This is a genomic window from Enterobacter sp. SENG-6, assembly GCF_001605945.1.
In the GTDB taxonomy this organism is placed as follows: domain Bacteria; phylum Pseudomonadota; class Gammaproteobacteria; order Enterobacterales; family Enterobacteriaceae; genus Enterobacter; species Enterobacter cloacae.
The window spans coordinates 18,555-30,729 of the sequence record NZ_LOMM01000034.1; the positions used below are offsets into that span (position 1 = coordinate 18,555).

Below are 12,175 nucleotides of genomic sequence, written 5' to 3' on the forward strand. Positions count from 1 at the left end.
ACGGTTCAGCCAAAACGTGCGTCTGTGCAACCTTTTTCTTATGGGTAAGCGTTTTTTCAGGCCATTCACGGCATTTTGCTTATGACCAAAGAAGCCTTGCATAACAAGGCCTGTAGCTAAACATCAGAACTGTGACCGCCGTCAAATGCGTTGTTGCGCCGCTGTTAAAATATGTTCAAAACTGATGGTAACCCGGAGCCGTAATATGAATTCCATCTTTACTGAAGAGAATCTGCTGGCCTTCACCACGGCGGCGCGTTTTGGCAGTTTCAGCAAAGCCGCCGCCGAGCTGGGTGTGACCACGTCGGCCATCAGTTACACCATCAAACGAATGGAGACCGGGCTGGACGTGGTGCTGTTTGTGCGTAACACCCGCAGCATTGAGCTGACCGAGTCCGGCTTTTACTTTTACCGCAAGGCTACCGATCTGCTGAACGATTTCTATGCCATCAGGCGCGGGATAGACACCATCTCTCAGGGCATCGAGGCGCGGGTACGCATCTGCATCAATCAGCTTTTGTATACCCCACGCCATACCGCGCGGCTGCTGCAGGTGCTGAAAAAGCAGTTTCCCACCTGCCAGATCACCGTCACCACGGAGGTCTATAACGGCGTCTGGGACTCAATCATCAATAACCAGGCCAATATCGCGATTGGCGCGCCGGATACGCTTCTTGACGGCGGCGGCATTGATTATACGGAGATTGGCGCTATTCGCTGGGTATTCGCCATCGCGCCGGAACACCCGCTGGCGTTTGTCCCGGAACCGATCGCGGAAAGCCAGCTGCGCCTCTACCCGAACATCATGGTGGAGGACACCGCGCACACCATTAATAAGAAGGTCGGCTGGCTGCTGCACGGGCAGGAGGCGATTCTGGTGCCGGATTTTAACACCAAATGCCAGTGTCAGATTCTGGGGGAAGGGATCGGTTTTTTACCGGAATACATGACCCGGGAGGCCGTAGCGGACGGGCTGCTGGTGACACGACGCATTAATAACCCGCGTCAGGATTCGCGCATGCTGCTTGCCACGCAGCATGCGGCGACCGGCCAGGTCACGCGCTGGATCAAACAGCAGTTCGGCCCGCAGGGCGTACTGACCGGGATCTACAGCGACTTACTGTGGCGCACCTAGTTTCTTGTCTGAACCCAAAACGCGTGGATAAGTCCAGGGAAGTAGCCCAGTATGGTCAGAAGGATATTCAGGATAAACGCCCAGCCCAGTCCCTTGCCAAGCAGTACGCCCAGCGGCGGGAGAATAATCGTAAAAACAACACGCCAAAAACCCATAAAGACTCCGTGCAAGCTAACCAATTGAAAATTATAAAAGAGACATCTCTAAGCGTAGCCAGTTTACGGGTAACTGCCATTCGGCTGGCGCGCTTTTACCTGCCTTTACCCTCTTTACACTGGCTTAAATCCTTCTTTAAATGCTCTACTACATAAAACACGATCGTAAGGAAACACCATGTCTCTTCCTCTGATTACGCCACAGCAGGCAAACGCGCTTATTGATGACGGCGCAAAGCTGATTGATATTCGCGATCCTGACGAATATGCCCGCGAGCATATTCCCGTCGCACAGTCCGTGCCGCTGGACACCTTACCCGGCGCACTGAACGCCGGGGCAGGTGAAACGGTGATTTTTCACTGCCAGTCCGGGGCCAGAACATCGAACAACGCCGCACGTCTTGCCCTGGCGGCGTCGCCTGCTCAGGCCTTGGTGGTCGAGGGCGGTATTCAGGGCTGGAAACAGGCCGGACTGCCGACCGTAGAAGATAAATCCCAGCCGCTGCCGCTGATGCGTCAGGTGCAGATTGCTGCCGGGCTGCTGATTCTGTGCGGCGTGGTGCTGGGCTATACGCTCTCCAGCGGCTTCTTTCTGCTGAGCGGTTTTGTCGGGGCCGGGCTTCTGTTTGCTGGCCTGACCGGATTTTGCGGCATGGCAAGACTGCTCAGGGTGATGCCGTGGAACAGACATACCTCATAAGCAGTAATCGATGAACCCTGCTGTACCCGGCGTGTGACGTGGGCTACAGTGAAGATCGCTAAAACGATGAGGAGGTTCTATGTTTTCTGTCGGTGATTATGTGCAACCGCGTCAGGGCGGCCCGAAACTGAAAGTGCTCGAAGTGAATGGGGATAGCATTGTGGCCGTTCAGGCCAGCAATGAGCAGGGCGAGAAATATACCCTGAAAGCAGCGGATGTTGCGCTGTACACCGAAGACGGTGATTTTGGCGTCTGCTAAACAGACAACCGGGCGGAGTCTTCCGCCCGGCTCACGCATTAGATCAGAAAATCATCCAGTGATTTGCCGTTTTCCAGCGCATTGGCAATAGGCTTCGGCGTGCGGCCCTGACCGGTCCACGTTTTCTCTTCACCGTTCTGGTCAATAAAGCGATATTTTGCTTCACGCGGCTTACGTTTTTTCGCCGATTTACCCGCATGCGCCAGCTCTACACCCAGCAGATCGGACGGTGAAATACCATCGGCTTTCATCCGTTCCAGCAGAGCATTAATTTTTTCCTGCTGCTCAGCGCGCTGTTGCTCTAATTCCGCCTGCTCACTACGTTTCTCTTCAGCAACGACCCTGACTTTTTCCAGCATTTCCTCAAGAACGTCCAGTGATAATTCACGCGCCATGGCGCGCAGAGTTCGGATATTATTAAGATTCTGTAACGTCAAAGACATATTATTTGAAAACCTTTTTTGTGGTGAGTCGTAAAATCAAAGCGAAGAATAATTCATTTCAAACATAATATCCACCCATCGACGCTTTTTGTCATTATTGTAAATATTTTTAAAGACGCCGCTTATATTATCCGGATATCGCGTTGTCGCGCTGCTTTTAATAAACATTCATAACAACATAAACGGTCGGTTTTAAGGCAAATCACAGGAGGGTACGCTGCGCGCTGCGTGTCGCACGGTCGCCGCCCACGCATTGCAAGCAACTTGTTGATTTTGCGCATCAAAAAACAGGACGAGAAAGAAAATAACGAAGCGAGCAAAAAACCATCACCTTTAGAGGATTTTGTGGAAAAAATGCGAATAAATAAAAATTTAACACTAGTTGTTAGTTTAAAGCCAGAAGGATACGCTATACACGTCAACCAAACCAACCCAAATCACTAAGATCATTACTTTTGTGCGTCTCAAGGAGCTCAGCCATGTTCTCACCGCAATCTCGCCTGCGCCACGCGGTAGCGGATACTTTCGCGATGGTTGTCTACTGTTCCGTCGTGAACATGCTGATTGAAATATTCCTCTCCGGAATGACCTTCGAGCAGTCACTTTCTTCGCGTCTGGTAGCGATCCCGGTGAACATTATTATCGCCTGGCCTTACGGCTTATACCGTGATTCCGTAATGCGCTTCGCCCGCCGCATCAGCCCGTCTGGCTGGATGAAAAACCTGGCAGATGTGCTGGCCTATGTGACGTTTCAGTCGCCTGTGTATGTGGCGATCCTGTTGACGGTGGGGGCAGACTGGCATCAGATTGCCGCAGCGGTGAGCTCAAATATCGTGATTTCGATGTTGATGGGCGCGGTGTATGGCTATTTCCTCGACTACTGTCGCCGCCTGTTCAGGGTCAGCCAGTACAGCCAGGCAAAAGCCTGATATGAAGCGACTGGCGTATGCCAGTCGCAGTATTATTGTGCGTCGCCAAACAGTCCCTTCAGAAACCGCTCCAGCGCCATACGCGAGCTAAAACCATGCGGAATACCATAATGCTCGTGCGTCTCGCCGCCTAAATAGAGCGGAAATTGCTGGTAGTGATCGCAGGTTTTAATATCCGAGGCAGGCTCAGCAAATGACAGACTTCTGTCTTTCAGCGTCGGGTGAATAATAAGAGCGGTACGCCCCATTCTGGCTTCACGATTCACGTAAACATAATTCTCGCCACGGCGATAGCCATACGCTTTTGGCGTCACTTCATCCATGGTGAATCCCGCTTTTTCAAGAACGCGCGCCACCTCATCCGGTCGTAAATACATATCTTTTCCTCGTTATCTTTTCCTGCCCGGCAACCTTACAGTATTCAGCATTAGCAGGGCTTTCAGAATATTCCATAAACGACCTGATGAGTCGTGACTCGCTTCAGATATTAAATTTCTGAACTAAACTAAACCGGAAGACAAAATTATGGAGGATCGTATGTTTAACAGACCGAACCAAAACGATATTAACGACGACGCTCAGGATATTCGTAATGATGTCAGCAGATTAGCGGACACGCTGGAGGAGGTGCTGAAATCCTGGGGCTCCGATGCGAAGGACGATGCGGAGGCCGCAAAACGTAAGGCTCAGTCTCTGCTGCGTGAAACACGCGCCCGGATGCATGGCCGCTCTCGTGCCACCCAGGCTGCCTGCGACATGGCAAGTTGCGCCACCACCTTCGTTCGTGAAAAACCGCTATGTACCCTGGGTACGGTCGCGGCGGTGGGTATTTTTGTTGGCGCCCTGCTTAGCCTGCGTAAGTAAGCGCGCGTTATCAGCCCCGGTTGCCTCTGGCGCCGGGGCTTTTCTTTGCCTGAAAGCCTGAAAAACCCGTGCAGCCTGCCCTGCCCCGCTGTGCTCATCATTGGGGCGCCATCAATCTGAATTTCCCATATCTTGTATGGTTGAAACTTAGCGCAACTACATCTAGTATTCCCTTTAGCAAGACACACACAACCTGACGCGATGCTTCGCGCCGTTCTCTCATTTTAAATGGAAATACGAATCATGAGCATTATTATTTACACTCGTAACGATTGTGTTCAGTGCCACGCGACCAAACGCGCTATGGAAAGCCGCGGGGTGGACTTTGAGATGGTGAATATCGATCTGGTGCCCGAGGCTGCCGATACCCTGCGTGCCCAGGGATTTCGCCAGCTGCCAGTGGTGGTGGCCGGGGAAACCAGCTGGTCTGGCTTTCGCCCGGACATGATTAACCGCCTCGCCGCGCAGGCCGCAAGGGCATGAGTGGGCTGGTCTACTTCTCCAGCAGCTCGGAAAACACGCTCCGCTTTATTGAGCGCGTCGGGCTGCCTGCGGTGCGCATTCCGCTCAACGAGCGGGAGCGTATTCAGGTAGACGACCCTTACATTCTGGTGGTTCCCAGCTATGGCGGCGGCGGTACGGCAGGTGCGGTACCGCGTCAGGTGATCCGCTTTCTCAACGATCCCCATAACCGCACGCTTATTCGCGGCGTGATTGCGGCGGGCAATCGTAATTTCGGCGACGCCTTTGGTCGCGCCGGGGATGTCATCTCTCAAAAATGCGGCGTGCCGTATCTCTATCGCTTTGAACTGATGGGGACACAGCAGGACGTAGAGAACGTGCGTAAAGGAGTGAACGAATTTTGGCAACGACAACCGCAGAACGCGTAATGCAGGCGACACCGGACTACCACGCCTTAAACGCGATGCTTAACCTCTACGATCGCGAGGGGCGCATCCAGTTTGGTAAAGATCATGACGCCGTGGACGCCTTTTTTGCCGCCCACGTCCGTCCAAACAGCGTGACGTTCGCCAGCCAGGATGAGCGTCTCGACTACCTGGTCAACGAAGGGTATTACGAAGAACGCGTGCTCTCCCGTTACGACCGCGCCTTTGTGGTCAGGTTATTTGAGCGGGCCCACGCCAGCGGTTTTCGGTTCCAGACGTTTCTGGGCGCCTGGAAGTATTACACCAGCTACACCCTGAAAACCTTTGACGGCAAACGCTACCTTGAAAGCTTTGAGGATCGCGTAGTGATGGTGGCGCTGACCCTGGCCCAGGGCGATGAAGCCCTGGCTGAACAGCTGATGGAAGAGATCCTCTCCGGACGCTTCCAGCCGGCCACCCCGACCTTCCTTAACTGCGGCAAGGCCCAGCGCGGCGAGCTGGTCTCCTGTTTCCTGCTGCGTATAGAAGACAATATGGAGTCGATTGGCCGCGCGGTGAATTCGGCGCTGCAACTGTCCAAACGCGGCGGCGGCGTGGCGTTTTTACTGTCTAACCTGCGTGAAGCGGGTGCGCCAATTAAGCGCATTGAGAACCAGTCATCCGGCGTGATCCCGGTGATGAAGATGCTGGAAGATGCCTTCTCCTACGCCAACCAGCTTGGCGCGCGTCAGGGGGCCGGGGCAGTCTACCTGCACGCCCACCACCCGGACATTCTGCGTTTTCTGGATACCAAACGCGAAAACGCCGACGAAAAAATCCGTATCAAAACCCTGTCGCTCGGCGTGGTGATCCCGGATATCACCTTTAAACTCGCCAAAGAGAATGCCGACATGGCGCTGTTCTCGCCGTATGACATCGAGCGAATTTACGGCAAAGCGTTTGGCGACGTGGCGATAAGCGAGCTTTACGACGAGCTGGTTGCCGACGATCGCATTCGCAAAAAATACATCAACGCCCGCGATTTCTTCCAGCGGCTTGCCGAAATTCAGTTTGAGTCCGGCTACCCGTATATCATGTATGAAGACACGGTAAACCGTGCGAACCCGATTGCCGGGCGCATCAACATGAGCAACCTCTGTTCGGAGATTTTGCAGGTCAACAGTGCGTCCACTTATGACGAGAATCTGGACTACGCCGACATCGGCAAAGATATCTCCTGCAACCTCGGGTCGCTGAATATTGCCCACACCATGGATTCCCCCGATTTTGGCCGTACGGTCGACACGGCAGTTCGCGGCCTGACGGCAGTATCAGACATGAGTCATATCCGCAGCGTGCCGTCCATTGAGGCAGGCAACGCCGCGTCGCACGCCATTGGTCTGGGGCAGATGAACCTGCACGGCTATCTGGCGCGGGAAGGCATCGCCTACGGCAGCCCGGAAGGGCTGGATTTCACCAACCTCTATTTTTACACCATCACCTGGCATGCGCTGCACACCTCAATGATGCTGGCGCGCGAGCGCAACCAGCGCTTCGCGGGCTTTGAGCAGTCGCGCTATGCCAGCGGGGAATATTTCAGTCAGTACCTGGAGGGCGACTGGCAGCCGAAAACGGAGAAAGTGCGCGCGTTGTTTGCCCGCGCCGGGATCGTTCTGCCCACGCGCGAAATGTGGCAGCAGCTGCGTGACGATGTGATGCGCCACGGCATCTATAACCAGAACCTGCAGGCGGTGCCGCCCACCGGCTCTATCTCCTATATTAATCACGCCACGTCGAGCATTCACCCGATTGTGTCGAAAATTGAGATCCGCAAGGAGGGCAAAACCGGGCGCGTCTACTACCCCGCCCCGTTTATGACCAATGAGAACCTGGCGCTGTATCAGGACGCGTATGAAATTGGCCCGGAAAAAATCATCGATACCTACGCCGAAGCAACCCGACACGTGGATCAGGGCCTGTCGCTGACGCTCTTCTTCCCGGACACGGCCACCACGCGGGATATCAACAAAGCACAGATTTATGCCTGGAAGAAAGGCATTAAAACGCTCTATTACATTCGCCTGCGCCAGCTTGCGCTGGAAGGCACCGAAATCGAAGGCTGCGTGTCCTGCGCGCTGTAAGGAGAAAGGATGAAACTGTCACGCGTGAGTGCGATTAACTGGAACCACATTCAGGATGATAAGGACCTGGAGGTGTGGAACCGCCTGACCAGCAACTTCTGGCTGCCGGAAAAAGTGCCGCTTTCTAACGATATTCCGGCCTGGCAAACCCTGAGTCATGCCGAGCAGCAACTGACAATTCGCGTCTTTACCGGTCTGACGCTGCTGGACACCATCCAGAATACCGTTGGCGCCCCCGCGCTGATGGCCGATGCGCTGACGCCGCACGAAGAGGCGGTGATGTCGAACATCAGCTTTATGGAAGCGGTGCACGCCCGCTCCTACAGTTCGATCTTCTCGACGCTGTGCCAGACCAAAGATGTGGATGCGGCCTACAGCTGGAGTGAAGAGAGCGAGTCACTGCAGCGCAAGGCCAACCTGGTGCTGGATTATTATCAGGCCGATGAGCCGCTGAAGAAGAAAATCGCCAGCGTGTTTCTGGAATCATTCCTCTTCTACTCCGGCTTCTGGCTGCCGATGTACTGGTCGAGCCGCGGCAAACTCACCAACACCGCCGATCTCATTCGCCTCATTATCCGGGATGAAGCGGTGCACGGGTATTACATCGGCTATAAGTACCAGAAAGGGCTGGAGAAAGTCAGTGATGCCAGACGCGAGGAGCTAAAAGGATTTGCCCTTGATTTGCTGATGGATCTCTATGATAACGAACTGAGCTATACCGAAGAGCTCTACGCCGGAACCGGCTGGGAAGAGGAGGTAAAAGCCTTCCTCTGTTACAACGCCAATAAGGCGCTGATGAACCTCGGCTATGAAGCGTTGTTCCCGCCGGAAATGGCCGACGTGAACCCGGCAATTCTGGCGGCTCTCTCCCCCAACGCTGATGAAAACCACGACTTCTTTTCCGGGTCCGGCTCATCGTATGTGATGGGTAAAGCGGTGGAAACAGAAGATGAGGACTGGGATTTTTAATGAGCGCATTAACGTTCATTAATTAAATATAAATATTCCAATTTCCTTCCGGATATTTCACCTTCAGCTACACTGTCATCTCCACGACATATTCGCCTGAATCACTCCGATCCAGGCGAATTCTCACGATGGCGCAGCAAAAAATTCACAAAAATTCAGATCGCGCTCAGCCCTTTACTCATGGGAAATTCAGCCGTTTCGCTTACTGCAAAATTCAACCCATAAGCAAACCCAGGGTTGCCTCAGAATCTGAGTATGTTAGGGTTATGCCCGTTAACAATTTACCATGGTAATCATATCGACATAAACAAATAACAGGACACTCTCTATTGCATGGCAATTAAATTAGAAGTGAAGAATCTTTATAAAATATTTGGCGAGCATCCGCAGCGCGCATTCAAATATATTGAAAAAGGCCTTTCGAAAGAGCAAATTCTGGAAAAAAACGGGCTATCGCTTGGCGTTAAAGACGCCAGTCTGGCCATTGAAGAAGGCGAGATTTTTGTCATCATGGGGTTATCCGGTTCGGGTAAATCCACTATGGTTCGCCTTCTCAATCGCCTGATTGAACCCACCCGTGGGCAGGTCCTGATTGATGGTGTAGACATTGCCCAAATATCAGATGCCGAACTCCGCGAGGTGCGCAGAAAAAAGATTGCGATGGTCTTCCAGTCGTTCGCCCTGATGCCGCATATGACGGTACTGGATAATACCGCCTTTGGTATGGAATTAGCGGGCGTTGCCGCCAGCGAACGTCAGGAAAAAGCGCTTGATGCATTGCGCCAGGTGGGGCTGGAAAATTATGCCCATGCGTATCCGGATGAGCTTTCCGGCGGCATGCGTCAGCGTGTAGGTTTAGCCCGCGCATTAGCCATTAATCCCGATATTTTATTAATGGATGAAGCCTTCTCGGCGCTTGATCCCTTAATTCGCACCGAGATGCAGGATGAGCTGGTAAAATTACAGGCCAGACACCAGCGCACCATTGTCTTTATTTCTCACGATCTCGATGAAGCCATGCGTATTGGCGACCGCATTGCCATTATGCAAAATGGCGAAGTGGTGCAGGTCGGTACACCGGATGAAATTCTGAATAATCCGGCAAATGATTATGTGCGGACCTTCTTCCGCGGCGTGGATATTAGCCAGGTGTTTAGCGCCAAAGATATTGCCCGTCGTACCCCGAACGGCATTATTCGTAAAACGCCAGGTTTCGGTCCGCGCTCTGCCCTTAAGCTTCTGCAGGACGAAGACCGTGAATACGGTTATCTGGTTGAACGCGGCAATAAATTTGTCGGCGTTGTCTCCATCGATTCTCTCAAAACCGCGCTCAGCGAAAACCAGGGAATTGATGCGGCGTTAATTGACGCTCCGCTTGCCGTGGATGCCGAAACGCCGCTCAGCGAGTTGCTCTCTCACGTCGGCCAGGCACCCTGTGCCGTGCCGGTTATTGGGGAAGAACAACAGTACGTCGGCATCATCTCAAAACGGATGTTGCTGCAGGCTTTAGATCGCGAGGGGGCAAACCATGGCTGATCAATCTAACCCGTGGGGCACCACAGAGGCAGCAGACAGCGCTGCGCAATCTGCCGATGCGTGGGGTTCCACGCCAGCACCGGCCGATGGCGGTGGCGCGGCAGACTGGCTCAATAATGCGCCAGCACCGGCACCAGAACATTTCAATATTATGGATCCGTTCCACAAAACGCTGATCCCCCTGGACAGCTGGGTAACGGAGGGGATCGACTGGGTGGTTACCCATTTCCGTCCCGTCTTCCAGGGGATCCGCGTTCCGGTGGATTACATCCTCAACGGCTTCCAGCAGCTGATGCTGGGCATGCCCGCGCCGGTGGCGATTGTGCTGTTCTCGCTGATCGCCTGGCAGTTTGGTAGCGCAGGCATGGGGATCGCCACGCTGATCTCGTTGATTGCGATTGGTGCCATTGGCGCGTGGTCGCAGGCGATGATCACCCTGGCACTGGTGCTGACCGCCCTGCTCTTCTGCATTGTCATTGGTTTGCCTACGGGGATCTGGCTGGCGCGCAGTCCACGGGCGGCGAAGATCGTTCGTCCGCTGCTGGATGCGATGCAAACCACGCCAGCGTTCGTTTATCTGGTGCCCATCGTGATGCTGTTCGGTATCGGCAACGTGCCGGGCGTGGTGGTGACCATTATCTTTGCCCTGCCGCCGATTATTCGTCTGACAATACTCGGGATTAACCAGGTGCCTGCGGATCTGATTGAGGCCTCCCGTTCGTTCGGTGCCAGCCCGCGGCAGATGCTGTTTAAAGTTCAGCTCCCGCTGGCAATGCCTACCATCATGGCGGGGGTTAACCAGACGCTGATGCTGGCGCTCTCGATGGTGGTGATCGCCTCGATGATTGCCGTTGGCGGGCTGGGTCAAATGGTATTGCGCGGTATTGGCCGCCTCGATATGGGGCTGGCGACCGTCGGCGGCGTGGGCATTGTGATCCTCGCCATTATCCTTGACCGCCTGACCCAGGCTGTCGGTCGTGATTCACGCAGTCGCGGCAACCGTCGCTGGTATACCACCGGCCCTGTCGGGTTACTCACCCGCCCATTCAGAAAATAAGGAACAACGATGCGACATAAGGTACTTTTTGCCACAGCGTTTGCCACCCTTGTCTCCACCAGCGCATTCGCCGCGGACCTGCCGGGTAAAGGCATTACCGTGCAGCCGGTGCAGAGCACCATTTCGGAAGAGAGCTTCCAGACGCTTATCGTCAGCCGCGCGCTGGAGAAGCTGGGTTATACGGTCAATACGCCGAGCGAAGTGGATTACAACGTCGGCTACACCTCGATTGCCTCCGGTGATGCGACCTTCACTGCCGTCAACTGGCAGCCGCTGCACGACGATATGTACGCCGCGGCTGGCGGTGATAAGAAGTTCTACCGTGAAGGCACCTTCGTGACCGGTGCGGCGCAGGGTTATCTGATCGACAAGAAAACCGCCGACCAGTACCACATCACCAATATTGAGCAGCTGAAAGATCCGAAGATCGCCAAACTGTTCGACACTAACGGCGACGGCAAAGCCGATATGATGGGCTGCTCGCCGGGCTGGGGTTGTGAAGCGGTGATTAACCACCAGAACAAAGCGTACGGTCTGGCGAAAACCGTCGACGTGAGCCACGGCAACTACTCAGCGATGATGGCCGACACCATCGCCCGCTTTAAAGAGGGTAAACCGGTGATTTATTACACCTGGACCCCGTACTGGGTGAGCGACGTGCTGAAGCCGGGTAAAGATGTGGTGTGGCTGCAGGTGCCGTTCTCCTCCCTGCCGGGCGAGCAGAAAGATATCGACACCAAACTGCCGAACGGCATGAACTATGGCTTCCCGGTGAATACGATGCATATCGTCGCCAACAAAGCCTGGGCGGAGAAAAACCCGGCCGCCGCCAAACTGTTCTCGGTAATGAAGCTGCCGCTGGCGGACATCAACGCCCAGAATGCGATGATGCACGCGGGCAAATCGTCTGAGGCGGATGTGAAGGGCCACGTTGACGGCTGGATTAAAGCCCACCAGCAGCAGTTTGATGGCTGGGTGAAGGAAGCGCTTGAGGCGCAGAAGTAAGTTTTTCCCCTCACCCCGGTTCTCTTAATCGTTCCCTCTCCCTGTGGGCTGAGGGTTCCCCAGAAAAATGAAAAGCACGATGAAGTGTGATCTACTGGTTGCGCTAACAAATCAGA

Annotated in this window: 15 protein-coding genes; 12 read left to right on the top strand and 3 right to left on the bottom strand. The window is 54.2% G+C overall.

The window, feature by feature from the left end; all coding sequences use genetic code 11:
* The first annotated feature begins 205 nt into the window (after nt 1-205).
* The gene (locus tag AX755_RS17150) at nt 206-1,135 is read left to right on the top strand and encodes a LysR substrate-binding domain-containing protein (RefSeq protein WP_013098409.1); all 930 of its coding nucleotides are present in this window, start codon (nt 206-208) and stop codon (nt 1,133-1,135) included.
* Here AX755_RS17150 and AX755_RS17155 read toward each other — a convergent pair.
* The gene (locus AX755_RS17155; protein WP_013098410.1) at nt 1,132-1,290 is read right to left on the bottom strand and encodes a YqaE/Pmp3 family membrane protein; all 159 of its coding nucleotides are present in this window, start codon (nt 1,288-1,290) and stop codon (nt 1,132-1,134) included. The genes AX755_RS17150 and AX755_RS17155 overlap by 4 nt on opposite strands.
* A gap of 178 nt (nt 1,291-1,468) precedes the next feature.
* On the opposite strand from AX755_RS17155, the gene AX755_RS17160 reads away from it, so the two are divergent.
* Together AX755_RS17160 and AX755_RS17165 are read left to right on the top strand one after the other, a co-directional pair.
* Nucleotides 1,469-1,990: a rhodanese family protein gene (locus tag AX755_RS17160; protein ID WP_062857146.1), complete on the top strand. Its 522-nt coding sequence runs from the start codon at nt 1,469-1,471 to the stop codon at nt 1,988-1,990.
* A 79-nt stretch (nt 1,991-2,069) separates the two neighbouring features.
* A complete protein-coding gene (locus tag AX755_RS17165; RefSeq protein ID WP_023621597.1) occupies nt 2,070-2,249 on the top strand; it encodes a hypothetical protein in 180 nt (59 codons plus the stop codon).
* Nucleotides 2,250-2,287: 38 nt separating this feature from the next.
* Here the strand turns inward: AX755_RS17165 and stpA are convergent, their stop codons facing one another.
* A complete protein-coding gene (stpA, locus tag AX755_RS17170; RefSeq protein ID WP_013098413.1) occupies nt 2,288-2,692 on the bottom strand; it encodes a DNA-binding protein StpA in 405 nt (134 codons plus the stop codon).
* 479 nt (nt 2,693-3,171) lie between these two features.
* Here stpA and alaE point away from each other — a divergent pair, with 479 nt between their 5' ends.
* The gene (gene alaE / locus AX755_RS17175; protein WP_062857147.1) at nt 3,172-3,621 is read left to right on the top strand and encodes an L-alanine exporter AlaE; all 450 of its coding nucleotides are present in this window, start codon (nt 3,172-3,174) and stop codon (nt 3,619-3,621) included.
* 32 nt (nt 3,622-3,653) lie between these two features.
* Here the strand turns inward: alaE and AX755_RS17180 are convergent, their stop codons facing one another.
* Nucleotides 3,654-3,998, bottom strand: coding sequence for a DUF2002 family protein (locus AX755_RS17180; protein WP_013098417.1), 345 nt, complete (start codon nt 3,996-3,998; stop codon nt 3,654-3,656).
* A 160-nt stretch (nt 3,999-4,158) separates the two neighbouring features.
* Here AX755_RS17180 and AX755_RS17185 point away from each other — a divergent pair, with 160 nt between their 5' ends.
* The 8 genes from AX755_RS17185 to proX all read left to right on the top strand — a co-directional run bounded on the left by AX755_RS17185 (nt 4,159) and on the right by proX (nt 12,059).
* A complete protein-coding gene (locus AX755_RS17185; RefSeq protein WP_029883716.1) occupies nt 4,159-4,485 on the top strand; it encodes a DUF883 domain-containing protein in 327 nt (108 codons plus the stop codon).
* Nucleotides 4,486-4,728: 243 nt separating this feature from the next.
* A complete protein-coding gene (nrdH, locus tag AX755_RS17190) occupies nt 4,729-4,968 on the top strand; it encodes a glutaredoxin-like protein NrdH (protein ID WP_013098419.1) in 240 nt (79 codons plus the stop codon).
* Nucleotides 4,965-5,375 (top strand): class Ib ribonucleoside-diphosphate reductase assembly flavoprotein NrdI, encoded by a 411-nt coding sequence (nrdI, locus tag AX755_RS17195; RefSeq protein ID WP_062857148.1) that lies wholly within the window; start codon nt 4,965-4,967, stop codon nt 5,373-5,375. The genes nrdH and nrdI overlap by 4 nt, the downstream gene beginning before the upstream one ends.
* A complete protein-coding gene (gene nrdE, locus AX755_RS17200; protein WP_062857149.1) occupies nt 5,348-7,492 on the top strand; it encodes a class 1b ribonucleoside-diphosphate reductase subunit alpha in 2,145 nt (714 codons plus the stop codon). The genes nrdI and nrdE overlap by 28 nt, the downstream gene beginning before the upstream one ends.
* Nucleotides 7,493-7,501: 9 nt before the next feature.
* On the top strand, nt 7,502-8,461 hold the full coding sequence (gene nrdF / locus AX755_RS17205) for a class 1b ribonucleoside-diphosphate reductase subunit beta (RefSeq protein ID WP_020684925.1): 960 nt from the start codon (nt 7,502-7,504) through the stop codon (nt 8,459-8,461).
* A 333-nt stretch (nt 8,462-8,794) separates the two neighbouring features.
* Nucleotides 8,795-9,997: a glycine betaine/L-proline ABC transporter ATP-binding protein ProV gene (gene proV / locus AX755_RS17210; protein ID WP_062857150.1), complete on the top strand. Its 1,203-nt coding sequence runs from the start codon at nt 8,795-8,797 to the stop codon at nt 9,995-9,997.
* A complete protein-coding gene (gene proW / locus AX755_RS17215; RefSeq protein WP_013098424.1) occupies nt 9,990-11,054 on the top strand; it encodes a glycine betaine/L-proline ABC transporter permease ProW in 1,065 nt (354 codons plus the stop codon). Before proV ends, proW begins: the two co-directional genes overlap by 8 nt.
* Before the next feature lie 9 nt (nt 11,055-11,063).
* Nucleotides 11,064-12,059 (top strand): glycine betaine/L-proline ABC transporter substrate-binding protein ProX, encoded by a 996-nt coding sequence (proX, locus tag AX755_RS17220; protein ID WP_013098425.1) that lies wholly within the window; start codon nt 11,064-11,066, stop codon nt 12,057-12,059.
* Nucleotides 12,060-12,175 lie beyond the last annotated feature (116 nt).

Bases quoted from the DNA above. Each gene is read 5' to 3' on its own strand.
- proW (WP_013098424.1), top strand. From the start codon at position 9,990: ATGGCTGATCAATCTAACCCGTGGGGCACCACAGAGGCAGCAGACAGC.
- AX755_RS17150 (WP_013098409.1), top strand. From the start codon at position 206: ATGAATTCCATCTTTACTGAAGAGAATCTGCTGGCCTTCACCACGGCG.
- proX (WP_013098425.1), top strand. From the start codon at position 11,064: ATGCGACATAAGGTACTTTTTGCCACAGCGTTTGCCACCCTTGTCTCC.
- alaE (WP_062857147.1), top strand. From the start codon at position 3,172: ATGTTCTCACCGCAATCTCGCCTGCGCCACGCGGTAGCGGATACTTTC.
- stpA (WP_013098413.1), bottom strand. From the start codon at position 2,692: ATGTCTTTGACGTTACAGAATCTTAATAATATCCGAACTCTGCGCGCC.
- AX755_RS17165 (WP_023621597.1), top strand. From the start codon at position 2,070: ATGTTTTCTGTCGGTGATTATGTGCAACCGCGTCAGGGCGGCCCGAAA.
- proV (WP_062857150.1), top strand. From the start codon at position 8,795: ATGGCAATTAAATTAGAAGTGAAGAATCTTTATAAAATATTTGGCGAG.
- nrdF (WP_020684925.1), top strand. From the start codon at position 7,502: ATGAAACTGTCACGCGTGAGTGCGATTAACTGGAACCACATTCAGGAT.
- AX755_RS17155 (WP_013098410.1), bottom strand. From the start codon at position 1,290: ATGGGTTTTTGGCGTGTTGTTTTTACGATTATTCTCCCGCCGCTGGGC.
- AX755_RS17185 (WP_029883716.1), top strand. From the start codon at position 4,159: ATGTTTAACAGACCGAACCAAAACGATATTAACGACGACGCTCAGGAT.
- nrdH (WP_013098419.1), top strand. From the start codon at position 4,729: ATGAGCATTATTATTTACACTCGTAACGATTGTGTTCAGTGCCACGCG.
- nrdI (WP_062857148.1), top strand. From the start codon at position 4,965: ATGAGTGGGCTGGTCTACTTCTCCAGCAGCTCGGAAAACACGCTCCGC.
- AX755_RS17180 (WP_013098417.1), bottom strand. From the start codon at position 3,998: ATGTATTTACGACCGGATGAGGTGGCGCGCGTTCTTGAAAAAGCGGGA.
- AX755_RS17160 (WP_062857146.1), top strand. From the start codon at position 1,469: ATGTCTCTTCCTCTGATTACGCCACAGCAGGCAAACGCGCTTATTGAT.